Source organism: Amycolatopsis orientalis DSM 40040 = KCTC 9412 (genome assembly GCF_000478275.1).
In the GTDB taxonomy this organism is placed as follows: Bacteria; Actinomycetota; Actinomycetes; order Mycobacteriales; family Pseudonocardiaceae; genus Amycolatopsis; species Amycolatopsis orientalis.
On record NZ_ASJB01000082.1, the window covers coordinates 23,869 to 40,849 of the forward strand.

22 protein-coding genes and 1 pseudogene are annotated in these 16,981 nt (G+C 68.9%); 9 read left to right on the forward strand and 14 right to left on the reverse strand.

Annotated features, from left to right (window positions below; translation table 11 throughout):
• Positions 1–252: 252 nt before the first annotated feature.
• The 4 genes from L324_RS30810 to L324_RS30820 form a co-directional block, all read right to left on the reverse strand.
• On the reverse strand, positions 253–882 hold the full coding sequence (locus tag L324_RS30810) for a lamin tail domain-containing protein (RefSeq protein WP_235783698.1): 630 nt from the start codon (positions 880–882) through the stop codon (positions 253–255).
• Positions 883–961: 79 nt separating this feature from the next.
• Positions 962–1,324, reverse strand: a complete 363-nt coding sequence (locus L324_RS41820) for a helix-turn-helix domain-containing protein (RefSeq protein WP_235783699.1) — start codon at positions 1,322–1,324, stop codon at positions 962–964.
• Between the two features lie 56 nt (positions 1,325–1,380).
• The gene (locus L324_RS30815; RefSeq protein WP_037316959.1) at positions 1,381–1,878 is read right to left on the reverse strand and encodes a lamin tail domain-containing protein; all 498 of its coding nucleotides are present in this window, start codon (positions 1,876–1,878) and stop codon (positions 1,381–1,383) included.
• 100 nt (positions 1,879–1,978) lie between these two features.
• Complete coding sequence (locus L324_RS30820) at positions 1,979–2,683, reverse strand: response regulator transcription factor (protein ID WP_081736525.1); 705 nt, start codon at positions 2,681–2,683, stop codon at positions 1,979–1,981.
• 762 nt (positions 2,684–3,445) lie between these two features.
• Here L324_RS30820 and L324_RS30825 point away from each other — a divergent pair.
• Complete coding sequence (locus L324_RS30825) at positions 3,446–3,871, forward strand: Fur family transcriptional regulator (RefSeq protein ID WP_037316961.1); 426 nt, start codon at positions 3,446–3,448, stop codon at positions 3,869–3,871.
• A gap of 23 nt (positions 3,872–3,894) precedes the next feature.
• Positions 3,895–6,129: a catalase/peroxidase HPI gene (katG, locus tag L324_RS30830; protein WP_037316964.1), complete on the forward strand. Its 2,235-nt coding sequence runs from the start codon at positions 3,895–3,897 to the stop codon at positions 6,127–6,129.
• 412 nt (positions 6,130–6,541) lie between these two features.
• Here katG and L324_RS30835 read toward each other — a convergent pair whose 3' ends face one another.
• Entirely contained in the window at positions 6,542–7,321 is a 780-nt protein-coding gene (locus L324_RS30835; RefSeq protein ID WP_037316967.1) for a GAF and ANTAR domain-containing protein, read from the reverse strand.
• Positions 7,322–7,455: 134 nt separating this feature from the next.
• Positions 7,456–7,833 carry a VOC family protein gene (locus L324_RS30840; RefSeq protein ID WP_037316970.1) on the reverse strand — a complete coding sequence of 126 codons (378 nt, stop codon included), beginning with the start codon at positions 7,831–7,833 and terminating at the stop codon, positions 7,456–7,458.
• Between the two features lie 74 nt (positions 7,834–7,907).
• Here L324_RS30840 and L324_RS30845 point away from each other — a divergent pair, with 74 nt between their 5' ends.
• Complete coding sequence (locus L324_RS30845; RefSeq protein WP_051174180.1) at positions 7,908–8,249, forward strand: STAS domain-containing protein; 342 nt, start codon at positions 7,908–7,910, stop codon at positions 8,247–8,249.
• Positions 8,250–8,253: 4 nt separating this feature from the next.
• Here the strand turns inward: L324_RS30845 and L324_RS30850 are convergent, their stop codons facing one another.
• On the reverse strand, positions 8,254–8,586 hold the full coding sequence (locus L324_RS30850) for a hypothetical protein (protein ID WP_037316973.1): 333 nt from the start codon (positions 8,584–8,586) through the stop codon (positions 8,254–8,256).
• Between the two features lie 194 nt (positions 8,587–8,780).
• Between L324_RS30850 and L324_RS30855 the strand changes: the two genes are divergently transcribed.
• Positions 8,781–9,638 carry a SigB/SigF/SigG family RNA polymerase sigma factor gene (locus L324_RS30855; protein ID WP_037316977.1) on the forward strand — a complete coding sequence of 286 codons (858 nt, stop codon included), beginning with the start codon at positions 8,781–8,783 and terminating at the stop codon, positions 9,636–9,638.
• Between the two features lie 66 nt (positions 9,639–9,704).
• Here the strand turns inward: L324_RS30855 and mbp1 are convergent, their stop codons facing one another.
• Entirely contained in the window at positions 9,705–9,941 is a 237-nt protein-coding gene (gene mbp1, locus L324_RS30860; protein ID WP_037316980.1) for a microaggregate-binding protein 1, read from the reverse strand.
• Between the two features lie 92 nt (positions 9,942–10,033).
• A complete protein-coding gene (locus tag L324_RS30865) occupies positions 10,034–10,660 on the reverse strand; it encodes a winged helix-turn-helix transcriptional regulator (protein WP_037316983.1) in 627 nt (208 codons plus the stop codon).
• Between the two features lie 78 nt (positions 10,661–10,738).
• Between L324_RS30865 and L324_RS30870 the strand changes: the two genes are divergently transcribed.
• Positions 10,739–11,629, forward strand: coding sequence for an alpha/beta fold hydrolase (locus L324_RS30870; protein WP_037316986.1), 891 nt, complete (start codon positions 10,739–10,741; stop codon positions 11,627–11,629).
• 60 nt (positions 11,630–11,689) lie between these two features.
• Here the strand turns inward: L324_RS30870 and L324_RS30875 are convergent, their stop codons facing one another.
• Positions 11,690–12,187, reverse strand: a complete 498-nt coding sequence (locus L324_RS30875) for a pyridoxamine 5'-phosphate oxidase family protein (protein WP_037316989.1) — start codon at positions 12,185–12,187, stop codon at positions 11,690–11,692.
• Positions 12,188–12,346: 159 nt separating this feature from the next.
• On the opposite strand from L324_RS30875, the gene L324_RS43745 reads away from it, so the two are divergent.
• Both L324_RS43745 and L324_RS41175 read left to right on the forward strand, forming a co-directional pair.
• Entirely contained in the window at positions 12,347–12,544 is a 198-nt protein-coding gene (locus L324_RS43745) for a helix-turn-helix domain-containing protein (protein WP_051174181.1), read from the forward strand.
• 17 nt (positions 12,545–12,561) lie between these two features.
• Positions 12,562–12,964, forward strand: a pseudogene (locus L324_RS41175) (LysR substrate-binding domain-containing protein).
• Here L324_RS41175 and L324_RS30885 read toward each other — a convergent pair.
• Both L324_RS30885 and L324_RS30890 read right to left on the reverse strand, forming a co-directional pair.
• Complete coding sequence (locus L324_RS30885; protein ID WP_152547058.1) at positions 12,933–13,376, reverse strand: DUF6292 family protein; 444 nt, start codon at positions 13,374–13,376, stop codon at positions 12,933–12,935. The pseudogene L324_RS41175 and the gene L324_RS30885 sit on opposite strands and share 32 nt — an antisense overlap.
• A gap of 83 nt (positions 13,377–13,459) precedes the next feature.
• Entirely contained in the window at positions 13,460–13,900 is a 441-nt protein-coding gene (locus tag L324_RS30890) for an Hsp20/alpha crystallin family protein (RefSeq protein ID WP_037316992.1), read from the reverse strand.
• Between the two features lie 107 nt (positions 13,901–14,007).
• On the opposite strand from L324_RS30890, the gene L324_RS30895 reads away from it, so the two are divergent.
• Positions 14,008–14,622 carry a hypothetical protein gene (locus tag L324_RS30895; protein ID WP_037316995.1) on the forward strand — a complete coding sequence of 205 codons (615 nt, stop codon included), beginning with the start codon at positions 14,008–14,010 and terminating at the stop codon, positions 14,620–14,622.
• Positions 14,623–14,863: 241 nt separating this feature from the next.
• Here the strand turns inward: L324_RS30895 and L324_RS43925 are convergent, their stop codons facing one another.
• Positions 14,864–14,989, reverse strand: coding sequence for a hypothetical protein (locus tag L324_RS43925; RefSeq protein ID WP_007031507.1), 126 nt, complete (start codon positions 14,987–14,989; stop codon positions 14,864–14,866).
• Positions 14,990–15,155: 166 nt separating this feature from the next.
• Between L324_RS43925 and L324_RS30900 the strand changes: the two genes are divergently transcribed.
• Positions 15,156–15,632: a TspO/MBR family protein gene (locus L324_RS30900; protein WP_037316998.1), complete on the forward strand. Its 477-nt coding sequence runs from the start codon at positions 15,156–15,158 to the stop codon at positions 15,630–15,632.
• On the opposite strand, the gene L324_RS30905 is transcribed toward L324_RS30900, so the two are convergent.
• Positions 15,625–16,935, reverse strand: a complete 1,311-nt coding sequence (locus L324_RS30905; RefSeq protein WP_162835889.1) for a type VII secretion protein EccE — start codon at positions 16,933–16,935, stop codon at positions 15,625–15,627. The two genes, L324_RS30900 and L324_RS30905, sit on opposite strands and share 8 nt — an antisense overlap.
• Positions 16,936–16,981: the final 46 nt, after the last annotated feature.

The window sequence follows — 16,981 nt, forward strand, 5'->3', positions numbered from 1 at the left end:
CGCCAGAATCGCCAACGGGTGCCGTGCGGGTCTCGTCGGATGAGGGGAACGGGGGAACATCGAGCCTCACTCTCCTCTGATAGTGCGAAGCGGCCTTGGTCAAGGCCGCCGCGAAGATGTTTTTCAGAGGATGAGGCAGGAGTTCCCAGAAGAATATAACTCTTGTTGGCGGTATGTCGCCGTTGGCGAGATCCCGCCATGGAAGGGCCCGGACCGCCGACGGCGGCCCGGGCCCGGTCGTGACGGGTCGGACTACAGACCCGGGGTGCGCAGCTGGAGCGAGAAGTCCTGCCGGTTGTTGTCGGTGTCGGTGCTCAGGATGTTGCGGGTGTTCGCCGCGTTGAGCTGATCGGTGAGGGCGTTCTCCGGAATCGCGGCGTTGCCTTCACGCGGGGTCACCACGGCGTTGCTGAAGGCGACACCGTCGATCTTCGCGCCGGACATGTTCTGCAACGCGAGGCCACCGAGGGTCGGGATGCCCTCGACGCTGGCCAGCGTGAACGGAATGACGTAGGTCTGGTCGACGATGGTGCCGGAGAAGTTCTGCCCGACCAGCACCGCGTACTGCCCGGCGTTGCCCTTGGGCTGCAGGATCGTGCCCGCGGGCAGGACGATCGTGTCGGTCACGACGTTCGACGGCGAGTAGATGCGGATCGTGTAGCCGCTCACGTCCTGGGGCTGGTTCGAGACGTTGCGCAGCTCGATGAACTCGTCGAGGTTGCCGTTCAGACCGCGGGTCGAAACCTCGTTGACGACCACGGTGGACGAGGCGAGCGGGGCGGCCTCGGTTCCTTCGCTGTCGCCTGCCGCGTTCGCGACACCGCCCGCCATGCCCAGTGCCAGCATAGCGAATACCGCGGAGGCGCCCAGAATTCGTCGCACGGGAATTCCTTTCAACTTGATTGTCGGGGATTTCTCTCGCCGGACCGGGAGCTTTTGTCTCCCGATGGCGACCACCTAATCATCCGAGAATCGGGGTGCCGCCGGGAAGGGGCCAGTTTTTCGGTACTTTCTCCTCGGCCGGTAATTGTCCACCGCCGCCCGGGTGCGTCTTCCGCCGCTGCCTTCTCGCGACCGCGGCGGCGAGCTCGAGTTCCTGATCGGAGGTGTCCAGTACGCCACTGAGCCACTGTCGCCAATACGGACCGGGGATGCGTTTTCCTCGCTCCCAGCGGGAAATGTCTTCTCGGGTGATGCTGTCGTTGCCGGAGAGGGTATGCAACTTCGCGACCAGATCACCTTGTGACAGGCCTTTCTCGATTCGTTGTCCGGCGAGTAGTTCGCCTAGCGGGGTCGCATCCCCGCATTTGCTGTTCGCGGTCACGACCGCACCTTTCTGGTACCCGCATACAGGTGTGAAACCGGACTGGCGGACGACGGTCAGCCGAGCGGCCGTACGCAATCGAAGTCGGCCTTGTTGTTGTCGGTGTCACGGCTGACGGCGTCCCTCGCCTGGGCGAAACCGGGACAGGCGACGGCGGCCTGGTCCTCGCGGCAGGGCGACGACGGTGCCCATCCGACGCTGTCGACCCGGGCTCCGCGCTGGTCCAGCAGCAGCTCGCCGTCCCCGGCGATCGCCTCGACGACCATCTGCGCGGTCCCGCCGAAAGCCTGTCCGGTGATGAGGAAGTGATCACCCGCGGGGATCTCGCTCCCGGCGGGCAGGGTGGCCAGTTCGACCGGTGCGGCTCCGCCTGTGCACGCCTGTACGGACCAGCCGCCGATGTCGAGTGGGATGTGGCCGGTGTTGTGCAGGTCGATGTAACCGGCCGGACCGCCGAGCACCTCATGGATCTTGGCCGACGAAGACCGGACGGTATCCGCGGCGGGGGTGCCGACGAGCGCGAGGATCAAGAACAGGGAACTTGGCTTCCTCATGACAGCAACGCTAGAAAAACGATCTCGGCGCCACAGGATACGGCGGGTACCGAACCTGATCCGGTCTCGGTACTCCCGGTACGTCGCTCACCCATACGACCTAGCCCCGGTACCCGGCCAGCCTGTCCGCGGCGTATGTCTCGCCTTCGTGGAAGGTGTTCTCCAGCCGTGGGAGCGGGCTGCCGCCGGGCCGGAATCGCAGTGCCCGGAACAGGTCGCGCCTGCTGCCGAAGCCCAGTTTCTGCAGGATCCGGCTGACGTAGTTCTTCACCGTCTGCGTCGCGAGGTGCAGTTCTTCGGCGATCTCGTCGTTCGACCACCGGTAGAGGATCAGCGCGAGGATCTCCTCCTCCCGCCTGGTCATCACACTCGCGTACGGCACGGCTTCGGTGACCGACGGCGGGATTCCGCCCGCCTGCAGGCACACTCGCTGCCCGGCGAGGGTGGAGCGCACCGCCGACATCACCTGGCCGCCGCTGGCCGACTTGTGCACGAAGCTGTCCGCTCCCGCGTTCAGTGCCATGGCGATGGCCGAGGGGGAGGCGTCGCCGGCGAAGACCAGGACGGCGGCGCGCTCGAAGTGTTCCTTGATGAACCGGCAGATCGTGGTCCCGGCCGGCTCACCCCAGATCGACAGCTCGGTGATGACCATGTCGGGATGACTCTTTTCGCACTGCCACAACGCTTCCGGCTCGCTCGCGGCTTCGGCCACCGCCCCCACCCCCGCCGAATCCCGCAACAGCCTGCTGAGCGCGTATCTGATGAGGGGCTGATCGTCTACTACGAGCGTGGTGACGCGGTTCATGGTTCCCCTTGGGGTATTGACGGGCGCCCGGTGTGGCTCCGGGCCGTGCGGTCGGTCCGGGCCGGGCGGTGCCCGCATTCGCCGAGGACAGGTCTGCCCGCTCGGGCGATCCGTCAAACCGATCGCCGCGGCGACGTCGGTAATCATTTTTCGGTCGAATCCTCTTTCGTCGCGGTCCGGCATGGATCTTCCCGCTTCTCCTCGCCGGTGAGGACCAGCAATCGGGTGACAAGGGCGAAAAGCCGCCCGTGCGGTGGCCGGATTTGGGCCGGACGGCGGAACGGGGATACAAATCCCGAACGCGTCGCGCCGGACACGTGGAAAGCCGTACTCTGTTGTGTGGTCAAGGCCACTTGGGGGGGAAGGATGATCCGACGGGTTGGTCTTCATCTGTTACTCACCGGGTCGTGAACCGGCACCCGGCATATCCGTTCACGGCCGTTCATCGTAAGGGCTTGGTTCTTTTCGTTGAAAAAACTCGAGGCGGTTGAAGCGGTCTTTCCTCTCGTCGCATGCGGCGAAGGGCGTTCTCGTCGCATGCGATGCGGGGAAAGCGCCCTTCGGCCCTTGTCGAGCAGATCGATCGACAGGAATCGGGGTGCCGTCCTGAGGAGTTCGGCGAAGGGCGGTCCGTGTCCACAAGGGACTGTGCGTCGATGTCGCCACCGTCGCCGGCGAGGCATGAGGTCCGGGCAGACCCGGCCGGGGGAATTCGCCGCCCTGATTTGACTCGTTCCAGACTGGCTTTTATCGTCGTGGGTGATGTCCGACTTCGAGGCACGGTTGCGTGCCGTCTCGTTGCGCGTGACCCGGCCGAGGCTGGCCGTGCTCGCCGCGCTGCGCGAGCATCCGCACGTCGACACCGAAACGGTGATCGCGCTGGTGCGGGCCGAACTTCCCACGGTCTCGCACCAGGCGGTGTACGACGTGCTGAAGGCGCTCACCGAAACGGGTCTGGTCCGCCGTATCCAGCCCGCCGGCGCGCTCGCCCGCTACGAGACCCGGGTGGGGGACAACCACCACCATGTCGTCTGTCGTTCGTGCGGGGCGATCGCGGACGTCGACTGCGCCGTCGGCCACGCCCCTTGTCTTACCGCCTCGGGCGATCACGGCTTCGTGATCGACGAGGCGGAGGTCGTCTACTGGGGCACCTGCCCCGGCTGCGCGGCCGAACCCATCCAGCGATGATTCGCCTGCCCGGAAGGAAGAAAATGAGCGACACCCCGGACCAGGGCTGCCCGGTTGCCCACGACTCCGTGACCGCACAGGGTAGCGAGAGCGAGAACCCGGCGATCGACTCTCCGACGCCGAAGTCGGGTGGTCGTCCGCGCACCAACAAGGACTGGTGGCCCAACCAGCTCGACCTCTCGGTGCTGCACGCCCACTCGTCGAAGTCCAATCCGCTCGGCGAGAACTTCAGCTACGCCAAGGAATTCGCCAAGCTCGACGTCGAGGCCCTCAAACGGGACATCACCGAGGTCCTCACCACCTCGCAGGACTGGTGGCCCGCCGACTTCGGCCACTACGGCGGCCTGATGATCCGGATGAGCTGGCACGCCGCGGGCACCTACCGGATCCACGACGGCCGCGGCGGGGCCGGTGACGGCGCCCAGCGGTTCGCCCCGCTCAACAGCTGGCCCGACAACGCCAACCTCGACAAGGCACGACGGCTGTTGTGGCCGGTCAAGGAGAAGTACGGCCAGCAGATCTCGTGGGCCGACCTGCTCGTGCTCGCGGGCAACGTCGCGCTGGAATCGATGGGCTTCAAGACGTTCGGCTTCGGTTTCGGCCGCGAGGACACCTGGGAGCCCGAGGAGATCTTCTGGGGTCCGGAAGACACCTGGCTGGGTGACGAGCGCTACGCGAGCGACACGGAAATGGTGCCCGAGGTCGGCGCGACCGAGATGGGGCTCATCTACGTCAACCCCGAGGGGCCCCGCGGCAGCGCGGACCCGGCCGCGGCGGCTCACTTCATCCGGGAGACCTTCGCCCGGATGGCGATGAACGACGAGGAGACCGTCGCGCTCATCGCCGGTGGCCACACCTTCGGCAAGACCCACGGCGCCGGGGTCGCGGACGACCACGTGGGGCCGGAGCCCGAAGCCGCCCCGATCGAGGCGCAGGGTCTCGGCTGGCTGAGCACGCACGGCAGCGGCAAGGGCGCCGACGCGATCACCAGCGGTCTGGAGGTGACGTGGACCGACAAGCCGACGCAGTGGAGCAACCGCTTCTTCGAGATCCTCTTCGGCTACGAATGGGAGCTCACCACGAGCCCCGGCGGCGCCAAGCAGTACGTCGCTAAGGACGCCGAGGCGATCATCCCGGACGCCCACGACCCGGCCAAGAAGCACAAGCCGACCATGCTCACGACGGATCTGGCGCTGCGCATCGACCCGACGTACGAGAAGATCTCGCGCCGGTTCCTGGAGAACCCGGACGAGTTCGCGCTGGCGTTCGCGAAGGCCTGGTACAAGCTGCTGCACCGCGACATGGGCCCGGTCAGCCGGTTCCTGGGACCGTGGGTCCCCGAACCGCAGCTGTGGCAGGACCCGGTACCGGACGTCGACCACGAACTCGTCGGTGACGCCGACATCGCCGCGCTCAAGACGAAGGTGCTCGAATCCGGTCTGACGACCGCCCAGCTGATCACCACCGCCTGGGCGTCCGCGGCGAGCTTCCGGTCCACCGACAAACGCGGCGGCGCCAACGGGGCGCGGATCCGGCTCGCGCCCCAGCGCGACTGGGAGGTCAACGAGCCCAAGCAGCTCGCGAGTGTCCTGGAGACCCTGGAGGGCATCCAGCGCGAGTTCAACGCCGCCGGCGGGGCCAAGATCTCCCTGGCCGACCTGATCGTGCTGGCGGGCTCGGCCGCCGTCGAGAAGGCGGCGCGTGACGCCGGCACCGAGGTGACCGTGCCCTTCCACCCGGGCCGCACCGACGCCTCGCAGGAGGAAACGGACGTCGACTCGTTCGCGCTTCTCGAACCGCGCGCCGACGGGTTCCGCAACTACCTGCGGCCCGGGGAGAAGCTCCAGCCGGAGGTCCTGCTCGTCGAGCGTGCCTACATGCTCGACCTGACCGCGCCCGAGATGACCGTCCTCGTCGGCGGCCTGCGCTCCCTCGGGATCGCCTTCGGCGGCGGCAAGCACGGCGTCCTCACCGACCGGCCGGGCGTGCTGACCAACGACTTCTTCACCAATCTCCTCTCGCCGGGGACCCGGTGGAAGGTGTCGGAGTCCGAGGAGAACGTGTACGAGATCCGCGACGTCGCCACGGACGAGGTGAAGTGGACGGCCACCGCGGTCGACCTCGTCTTCGGCTCCAACTCGCAGCTGCGCGCGCTTTCCGAGGTCTACGCGGGGCAGAGTGCCCGCGAGCGGTTCGCCGCCGACTTCGCCGCGGCGTGGACCAAGGTGATGGAACTCGACCGGTTCGACCTCGACTGACGCCGGTCGCGCGGATCCCGCGTGAAGGCCCCCTTTCCTCGGCTCAGCCGAGGAAAGGGGGCCTTCACGCGCCAGCGCGTCCGTTGAGTCTGCGGTAGGGAGTCGGTCAAGTGGGTCGTGAGTGGTAAGTGTCGTTCTAACGGCACTTACCACTCACGACCCACGCGCCCAAACCGCCTACTCGCGGCGGGTGTCCGTGAAGGCCTCCTTGCCTACCCTGAAGGTAGGGAAGGAGGCATTCACGGCCAGCTCGGACCATCGCTAACAGGCTCAGTGGCACCATCAGTCACAGCGGTAGCGCGTGAAGACCCCCTTCCCTCGGTTCAGCCGAGGAAACTCGACCTTCACACCTTCCCCGGTACATGAGGGCGGTGGCGGGGGCATGGATGGAGGAAGGGGGCCTTCACGCGCTTCAGGGGGCGTCGAGTTCCGTGTGCCGGTCGGCGAGGGTGCGCGCGAGTTCGGCGAGTTTGACGTTGAGGTCCTGGGAGGTGCGGCGCAGCAGGTCGAAGGCCTCGTCGGCGGTCAGGCCGCGCCGGTGCATGAGGATCCCTTTGGCCTGCCCGATGACGTCGCGGGATTCGACGGCCCGGCGCAGATGGCTCGCTTCCAGTTCCGCCCGGCTCACCGCGGTGGTACCGGCCAGCGCGAGTGAACCGTGGGTGGCCAGCAGCAGCGCCACGTCCCTGGCGGCGGGACCGAGCACGTCCGGACCGCGGCTGTAGATGTTCAGCGCCCCGGGAAGCCGGGGCGGGGCCGCGTCGGGCACCAGTACGGTCGACAGGATCGCGGTGAAGCCGTGCCGCACCGCGGCCCGGGAGAAGTCCGGCCACCTCGGCTCGTTCGCGAGATCGTCGCTGCTGACGTGGCCGGGGCTCCCGCTGGCGGCGGCATCGACGCAGGGTCCCGTTCCGGCGCGGTACTGCACCGCGTCGAGTTCGACGGCCACCTTGCCGGTCTCGACGGGGGTGTGGAAGGTCCCGTCCGGGGCCCGGAGGGTGACCGACACCAGATCAGCGCCCGGCACCACCCGGTACGCGGCCGCGACGATCTGTTCGAGGACCTGGGCCGGCGTCGAAGCGGCCAGCAGGAGGCGGGTGAGCTCGACGAACTGCTCGGACAACGGGCCGGAGGCGTTCAAGCCCGAGCTGAACTCGGCCTTGTCACGCTGCCACAGTCGTTCGTCTGTCATCGGGGGACCAATCCACTAGGTTTCGGTGTTCCTCCCCGGATACCCGATGCGGCCACCCGCCAACCCGGCGGTCCGGTCCTGTCCGGTCGGTAGTCCACTGTGGACTAATGGACCTGACCGAAGTGCTTGGTGTCTCAGGGATCGACGCGACGGCGAAGGAGGCAGAACACGTTGTCCTCGGGATCGGCGAGCACATGCCACGACTCCAGCCCGGTCTGGCCGATGTCGGCCTTCCGCGCACCCGCGGCGAGCAACCGCTCCAGTTCCGCGTCCTGATCGCGGTCGGTGGGGTTCACGTCGAGGTGCAGGGGAAGCTTGGCCGGCTTCGGATCGTCGCTGAGGCTGAGGATCAGCGTGGGTTGCGGCCCGCCGAATCCGGTGTCCGGCGGGCCGATCTCGATGTCGGCGCCCTCTTTGCCGAGTTCGACGTAGCCGAGGACTTCGCACCAGAACTCCGCCATCCGGACCGGATCGGCGCAGTCGAGGACGAGTTCGGTGATACGGCAGGCCATGAGGCGAGGGTAGCAGCGAGTCACGGGTGGCCCTGTCGGTTGCAGGGCCGCCTCCGGGCTTTTACCGTCGAAGAATGGCGTTCAACACCGAGACCGCGCAACCCGCACTACTTGCCGTGATCGAGGCGGATCGCTCGGACGATGTCCTCACCGTCGAGGTGGCGGGCGACATCGACATCTCCAGCAGCCCCCGCTTCCGTACGAAGATCCTCGAGCTGCTGGAAACCGGTCCCGCCGCCGCGGTGATCGACATGACCGGCGTCGGTTTCTGCGACTCCTCGGGGCTGTCCGGATTGCTCCAGCTGCACCGTTACTGCGTGGAGTCGGGCATCGACCTGAGTATCGCGCCGTCCAGGGTCGTGCGACGGGCCATCGAACTCACCGGCCTGTCGTCGACACTGAAGCTGGCCGGATAGGGATTCAGCGGCCCAAGGCGTTCTGCAGCTCCTTCTTGGTCATGCTGGAGCGGCCCTTGATGTTGCGCTTCTTCGCCTCGTTGTAGAGCTGGTCCTTGGTCGGCCCGCCGGGACCCTGCCGGTTGCCGGAGCGCTTCCCGCCGCGTTTCTGCGGCGAGGTGTCCCGCGTCGAACTCTTGCTCGCGGTCCGCGACTCCCCGGACTGCGCGCGGTTCTTGTTGACCGTGCGCGCGGCGATCTCCTCGGCGCGATCGTCGCCGGCCCCGCGCTTCTTCTGCGAAGACTTGATGTGCTTGTACTGACGTTCGCGTTTGTCGCTCCAGCCCTGCTCCGGCATCGCTCCTCCTTCGTCGTGACCTGCGGATACCCGCTCGGTTGACCGGCAAACCGCGACCTCGTTCACCCGGTCGGTGTTTGTCGGGCCGGGCTTGCGGGTATCAGGCAGCAAGACGATGGGAGTGGAGCTATGTCAGCGTTGAGCACCGGGGTGACCCTCGGGCCCGCGCCTGTCCACAAGGGACGAATGGCCCGATGAGCGCGCCGGCCCTGGTCGAAGAACTCGTCGAGCCCGCGTGGCGCGACGAGACGTTGCCCGCCCCTGCCGACCGCCGAAACGGCAGGCCGCGGCGCAGTGACGACTACTCGCACTGCCGCCCCCTGTTCGCCGAACTGTCGGCTCTGCCCGCCGGGCACCCGGAACGGCGGCGGCTGCGTGAACGGCTGATCCTCGAACTCTTGCCGATCGCCGAGCACATCGCCGTCCGGTTCAGCGGACGCGGCCAGCCGCGTGAAGACCTGGTGCAGGTGGCCAGGGTCGGCCTGATGAAGGCAGTGGACCGGTTCGATCCCGCTCAGGGCGGGGATTTCCTGGCTTACGCGGTACCGACCGTCATGGGCGAAGTCCGTCGCTTCTTCCGCGACACCGGCTGGGCGGTGCACGTACCGCGCGGGATGCAGGAACTGCGCACCCGGCTTTCGCGGGGGACCACGGAACTCACCCAGGTTCTCGGCCGCGCGCCGACGCCCCGCGAGCTGGCCGGTCATCTCGACCTCGATGTCGACACCGTCCGCGAGGGTCTTCTCGCCGCGAACAGCTATCAGACGTCGTCACTGGACCGGCCCGTCAACGACGGTGAGGGTTCGTTGCCGCTGTCCGACGTCGTGGGGGAACTGGACGATCGCTTCGAACTCATCGAGGACCGTCACACCGTGGTCCCCCTGCTGAAGCGGCTGCCGGAACGGGAACGGGCGATCGTCACGATGCGGTTCTTCGACGGCCTGACCCAGTCACAGATCGCCGAGCGGATCGGGATCTCCCAGATGCATGTTTCCCGGTTGCTCACGAAGATCCTGCACGACCTGCGCGGGCGGCTCGACGGTTCCGAATGAGCCTGTCCGAATGAGCCTCGGGGAACCCGCCGGACGTGGTGTCCGGCGGGCTCCCGCTTCGCGCGGTTATTGCTCCCTGCGCTCGCGTGCCTCGGCCCTGTCGGCCTCCGCCCTGGCGCGATCCGCCTCGGACTCCTTCTCGGCGACGTTCTCCTGGGCGGACGCCTTTTGCTGCTGCGCCTTGCCTTCGCGTTCCAACGAGTCGTTGCCCGCGAAGGTGCCCGCGGTCTCCTTGACCTTGCCCTTGATGTCCTCGACGGCGCCCTTGACGCCTTCCGCGGACGCGTCGCTCCGGTCGGTCATCTGCGCCTCCCTGGGTACTTCGTGCGCTGGGCCGCGAATTTCGGGGCCCGGTCGGCGAATACCCGGAATCGGGAGGAGTATTCGGGGGCTGGTCAGGCGGCGAACACGGCGCGGACGACCGCCTCGTCGCCGTCGACTTCGACCGCTCCGAGAGCGCGGGCGTCGCCGAGACTGAGGGCGCCCGCGGCGAGCGCGAGGACGTAGGCGGGTTCGGCGCGGACGGTGGCGTCGAGGTCGCGGCCGTCCCGCGGGACGACCTCGAACCCGGCGCGTGTCGCGCGGAGCTGGTAGGGTGGCCCGCCGATCTCGAGCCCGATCGTCGCCGAGGGGCGGGTGCCGACCCGGGCGTCGAGCAGGGCGGGGACGGCGAGGGCCAGCCACTCCGGGCGGAAGGTGTCGCCGTCGGGGCCGCGGGTCATGAGCGGCGCGGACCAGCGGATGAGGCCCTCGATCGGCCGGCGCAGCTCGGCGCCCCAAGGCGTGAGGGCGTACTCGACCACGCTGCCCGAGCCCGCCAGCCGCCGCTCGATCACGCCCGAGGCTTCGAGGTCGCGGAGCCGGTCCGCGAGCAGGTTGGTCGCGATGCCGGGCAGGCCGTCGAGCAGGTCACGGTAGCGGGCGGGGGCGATGAGGAGCTGCCGGACGATGAGCAGATTCCACCGATCACCGACGACTTCGAGGGACCGGGCGAGCCCGCAGTACTGGCCGTAGCTTCGCATCGCGTACCTCTGCTTGTTTTTCTCAAGTGTGCGTGACAAGCTCAAGTTTACCGTAGGACCGAGCCGAGAGGGACCGCCATGGCCGACGCCATCGAGAGCGTGCGACCCGCCTGGGTCGACGACAGCCTGTTCCCGTTCGAGAGCCGGTTCGTCGCGATCGACGGGCACACGGTGCACTACGTCGACGAGGGATCAGGCCCCACTTTGCTGCTCCTGCACGGCAATCCGACGTGGTCGTTCCTCTGGCGCGACGTCATCAGCGCGCTGCGCGACGACTTCCGGTGCGTCGCTCTCGACTACCCCGGCTTCGGGTTGTCGACGTCGAAGCCCGGCTACCGCTACCTGCCCGAGGAACACGCGGACGTGGTCACCGCCTTCGTCGACACGCTCGGCCTCGAAGGGGTCACCCTGGTCGGGCAGGACTGGGGCGGGCTGATCGGTCTGGCCGCCGTGCAGCGGCGTCCTGCCGTCTTCGACCGGCTGGTGCTCGCCGACACCTGGGCCTGGCCGGTCAACGGCGTCTTCCACTTCGAATACTTCTCCCGCATCTTCGGCGGGCCGCTGGGCCGTTTCCTCGCCCGGCGGCTGAACCTCATCGTCAACGTGTTCATTCCCTTGGGACACCGAAGGAAGAAGCCGACGGCGGCCGAGATGACCCACTACCGGCGGGCCATGGACACGCCCGAGCGCCGCCGGGCGTCCGCCGTGTTCCCGGCCCGGGTCCGCACCAGCCGTGCCTTCTTCGCCGAGATCGAGGCCGGTCTCGCCGACATCGCCCATCTCCCGACTTTGATCGTGTGGGGTGACGCCGACATCGCCTTCCGCCCCCAGGAGCGTGAACGCCTCGAAGCCACCTTCACCGACCACAAGACCGTGATCGTCGAAGGCGCCGGAACCTACGTTGAATCCGACGCGCCCGAGGAGTTCGTCGCCGCGTTCCGCGATTGGGCCGGCCGTCCGGTCAGGTGAGCCGCTCGGCCAGTGCGACAGAGCCGGTGGCCGCGCTCCTTCGGTGGCGCGGATCCGTGGTCAGGCGCTCTGACGGTCCTTCTGTCGCCGCATGAGCTCCTCGATGTTGGCGGGCAGGGTGGTTTCGAAGTCGATCAGCTTGACCCAGGTCGGTTTCACCACGATCCGGACCATGCCGTCGTAGAGTGCCTTCACCCCCTCCTCCCATTCGGCGCGTTGTTCCGGCGTCATCTCGTAGGTGCCGTTGAACTGCAGGTATTCGTCCGGGATACCGTCGACGACATCCAGTTCCGCCTGGCCGCGGATGAGCAGGATCTTCGGCGGGTGCGACTCGGTGTCGATCGTCAGCGCGACCGCGGGGTTGCGGCGCAGCATCGCCAGCTTCCGCGCGTTCGTGGAGGTGCACATGACGATTTCCGAGCCGTTCCAATGGATCGCGATCGGGATCGACCGCGGCGTGCCGTCCGGCGCGACGAAGGCCAGGCGCGCCAGGTCGCGGGCCAGCAGTTCCTGGCTGTGCGGGCGCTTCAGTACCTCGTCGATGGCGTGCTGGTCCATGGTCCGGGCTCCTCAGGTGCAGTAGCGGCGGGCGCTGGACCCGACACGGGTGATGTCCCCGGGAGATTTGTCCCGCGGGTTCGTCCCGTTCAGCGTTCCGCGCGCTCACTCATTCGTCTAATGACAATATCCAGGCGAAATCATGCGTACTCTTTATGCATGCTGGATATCCTGCGGCTACGGGTGCTCGCGGCGATCGCCGCGCACGGCTCGGTCACCAAGGCCGCCAAGCAGCTGAACTACTCCCAGCCCGCCGTCAGTCATCATCTGGCCCGCCGCGCCACCGAGATCCTCGCCCGGGTCGACACCGCCGCCGCGGAACTGTCCGCGAACACCCCGGCATCGAGCTGGACCTGACCGAGGCGCATCCGCGGGTGGCACTCGATCTGCTGCGGGCCGGGGACGTCGATGTCGCGGTCGTTTTCCGTTACGACGACGCGATCCCGGACGACCTGCGCGCCACGCCGCTGTTCGAGGACCCGATGTACCTGCTCAGCCTCGAACCCGGCCCCGCCCATCGCGTACGTCAGTGACGATGTCATCGTCCAGCAGGCACTGGTCGCCGCGGGGATGGGCGTGACCACCACACCGGGGCTGGCGTTGCGCACCCACCGCGCGCCCGGGATCGAGGCCAGCGTCCTGAGCGATTTCCGGCGGCGCGTGTACCTGGCAACCTATGGCGACCCGCCGGATCCGCCCGCGACCGCGGCCATGATCGCCGCGCTGCGCCACGCCGTCGAGCAGGTCAGACCGGGCGAGCCGACCCGGCCCGCGTAGGCCGGGTGCCCCGGTCGAGGACGAGTTCGAGGTCGGCCAGACCGGTCGCCTCGCGCAGTGACGGCGGCGTGAGCTGCCCGACGCGGTGGTCGTCCTCGCGCAACGCCGCGACGAACCGCGCGACCCGTGCGGGCGGCGGGACGACGGTCTGCCCGCCGAGGTAGCGGAGGACGATGAGGTCCTCGCCGGAATGGGTCTCGATCGCCACGGACCAGCCGTGGATCTCGTCCCACAGCAGGGCGACGTCTCGTCCGGGGTGGCCGGGGAGCTGCTCGTCGAGGGCGACGTAGGCCGAGACCGGGCTGTCGTTGTCGACGGTGCAGGATTCGAGGCCGACGCCGAGGGCGCCGGTGACTTCGGCGAGGTAGCCCCACACCGCGTCGAGGGCGGGGTGGGGGTTGCGGACCGGCATGGTGAGCGTGGCGGTCAACGAGGTGCCCTTTCCTTTCCTCGGCCGTCCGGTCCGGGACCCGGGGCCCCGGACCGGACGGATGCTCAGGCCTGGATCTCCTTGCGATCGCTTTCGGCGCCGGTGATCGAGATGCGCCGCGGCTTGGCCTTCTCGGCGATCGGGATGCGCAGGGTCAGTACCCCGGCCTGGTAGTCGGCCGCGATGTGCTCGGTGTCAAGGGCCTCACCGAGGAACAGCTGGCGGGAGAAGACGCCGAGCGGGCGTTCGGAAACCTGCATCTGGACGTCGTTCCCGGTGGTCGGCCGCCGCTCCGCCTTGACCGTCAGGACGTTGCGCTCGATGTCCAGTTCGATCGCGTCGGCGGCGACGCCGGGAAGGTCGAAGCAGACGACGAACTCCTCGCCGTCGCGGTAGGCGTCCATCGGCATGGTGGCCGGCTTGGACCAGGTGCCCGGGGTCGCGGTGCCGAACATCTGCTGGGTGAGGCGGTCCAGCTCACGGAACGGGTCGGTGCGCATCAACATCGGGTTCCACCTCCTGGGGTTCGCTGTCTCTGGTGTCAACACGCACTACTGTTCTAACATGTCATCGAAATGATGACAACTGTCGAGTCGTCGATGGGATGACACATATGGACGCAGACCCGGCACGGACGGTGCGGACCGTGCATGACGTGGTGGCCGAGGCCCGTTCCGGTGCCACGGAACCGGAACGGCTCTTGGCGGCGCTGGCCGCGTTGCGCGCGGTACGCGAGGAAATGGCCGCGTGGGAACCGGAGCTGATCGCGGCCGCCCGGGCGAGCGGGGCGAGCTGGACCGCGATCGCGCCGGCGCTGGGGGTCGCGAGCCGTCAGGCGGCTGAACGGCGGTTCCTGCGCTTGCGGCCGTCCGTCACCGGGGAGAACACCGGGGAGGCGCGGGTCGACGCGGAACGCGACCGGCGGGCGGGCGACCGGGCGGTGGCGGAGTGGGCGCGGCGCAACTCGGCGATCCTGCGGCAGCTGGCCGGGCAGGCCGGTGCGCTGGACGGATTGGACGGCAGGGCAAGGGAAAGCGCCGACAGGCTCAGCACGGCGCTCGGCGAGAACGACGTGACCGGTCTCCTGGCGCCGCTGGCCGACCTGCGTGCCCACCTTCCCCGCGAGCACACCGGTTTCGCCCGGCGGCTCGGGGAGATCGGCGCGCATACCGATCAGGTCCGGCGGGACGCCGTCGACAACCGGCGGGATCGCCAGTCCTCGACGTGAGGGGTCCTCGGTGCACGAAGGCCCCTTCACGTGGAGGCCCCTTGGCATGGAGGCCTCTTCGCAGAGCCGGGCTGAAGGGCGCTTTCACCGCATGTGATGAGGGGAAAGCGCCCTTCGCCGCATGTGATGAGGGGAAAGCGCCCTTCGCCGCATGTGATGAGGGGAAAGCGCCCTTCGCCGCATGTGATGAGGGGAAAGTCCCCTTCAGCCCCGCGCGCCCGGCGCCGGGGCCAGCACGGACTTACTGGCAGGCTTCGCAGTCGGGGTCGTCGATGCGGCAGGCGGCACCGTCGGTGAGCGGGAAGTCGAAGTCGTCGAGCGCGGGGACGGCCAGAGCGGTTTCTTCCGGCGTGGCGGTGGCGGACATGTCACTCCCTTGGGTAAGAACGGATTCCTACTCTCTGTAGCGCTGAAGATCGCCGGTCATTCCGTGACGCGCGCCACAGCCGAGGGCGCGGGCGCGACGGGTTTGAGCGCGCGAGACCCCGGCCTCGGCCTTAGGCTCGAAAACACGTGACAGACGGGAGCCGAGGATGACCACGATCCCCGCACGACTCCGCACGCCGCTGGCGTTCCTTCCGTTCCTGGCCGCGGTCGCCGTGGTCGCGCTGGTCGGCGGGCTGGCCGCGGCCGACGCCCGGTCCGTCTACAGTGGACTCGATCTGCCGCCGTTCGCGCCGCCCGCCTGGCTGTTCGGTCCGGTGTGGACGGTGCTGTACCTCGGGATCGCGATTTCGGGCTGGCTGTACTGGAAATCCGGCGGTGAGCGCCGCGGGCTGACCTGGTACGCGGTGCAACTGGTCCTGAACGCCGCCTGGACCCCGCTGTTCTTCGCCGCCGGCGCGTACGGTCTCGCCTTGGCGGACATCGTCCTGCTCGACGCCGCCATCGTCGTCACCGCGCTCTACTTCCGCCGTCGTTCCCGCGCTTCGGCCGCGTTGCTGCTGCCGTACCTCGCCTGGACGTCGTACGCGACGGCGCTCAACATCGCGATCGTCGTACTCAACTGACCCCGATCGGCAGGGTCGCGGCCACTCCCCGGGCGTGCCTGCCGTCGAGCCGGTCCAGGGTGAGCCCGCCCCGGCGGGCGGCGAGTTCCAGGTCCCGTACGGCGTGTTCCACCGCGCGGACGCCCGCGGCGGCGACCCGGATCACGGCGTCGGCCCGGGGTTCGGTCTCGGCGGTGCCCCGGCGCGCGGTCACGGCGAGCGTCACCGCGGCGCCGGGCGCGGCGGCGAGCAGACGGCGCGACGACTGGGCCGCGAGCGCCGGGGACAGCGAGGACCAGCCGTCGAGGCGGAAGGTCGCCTGGCAGATCGGGCCGCTGTGCCAGAACCGCCATTCCTCCCGGATACGCGCCCTGCCCGCCGTGACATGCGCCAGCGACGCGAGGGCGCCGAAGACCTCGTTTTCGGCGAGGGCGCGCACCGGCAGGCCGTCGCGACGGAGCTGCCGCCGCACCCGCCGGACCGTGTTCCCCAAGGCCTGCCGCACATCGGCGTCCCGGTGGACGTCGACCGTGCGCAGCGCCTGCAGCGCGATCCACCCGCGCGGCGGACGGGAGCGGTCCGCGCCGACGTGCTGGATGACCTGCGCGGCGGAGTCCAGCGCCTGTTCCGGCGGCGGCAGCAAGGTTTCCGGCGGCGGCATCGGCCGGTCGCGCGCGGCCGATTTCGGTTGCAGGACAGCGGTGACCCCATCGGCGCGGCTGACCATGAACACCGTCTCGTCACCGATCTCACCGGTGGTACCCGCCGCTTCCGGCGACACCAGGCGCAGCAGCGCCCGGCCCGCCTCGCCCGCGTTCCGGAGATCCCGGTCGCGGTCGCGCAGCAGGTAGCCCGAGGCCGAGCCGAGCCAGGCGTAGAGCCAGCGTCCGCGTATCCGGACGGCGGTCAGCGCCAGGGTCACCACCGCCGCGGTGACCACCGCGGCGGCCAGCGGCCACGGCCGCCCCGCCACCAGGACGAGCGCGACGAGGACGAGCTGCCAGCAGAGGATCTGCGGGATCCCGATGCCGCCGAAAAGACCGGGACGCCGTACCGGAGCGGGTATCGGCGGATTCGGCGGCGGCGCGGCGTTCCGCGGTGCGGGCACGGGCATCGCGGCGGACCACGGCGGTCGCTCCGCCTGCCGGGCGGCGGTCAGGGCGGCGACCGCGGCCTCGCGCGCCGCGGCCCTGGCGGCGGGCGCGGCGTAGGCGAGCGGGTCGGGCAGGGCATCGGCCCTCGGTACGGCCGGTGCCGCCTGGGGAAGCGGCTGGGGTGGGGCGGGGTACCGCGCGCCCGTCCTGGCCGCGCCGAGATCGGTCATCGTCGAGCCTCCTCAGGAGTCCGGTTCAGCGTGCCCGGCCAACATG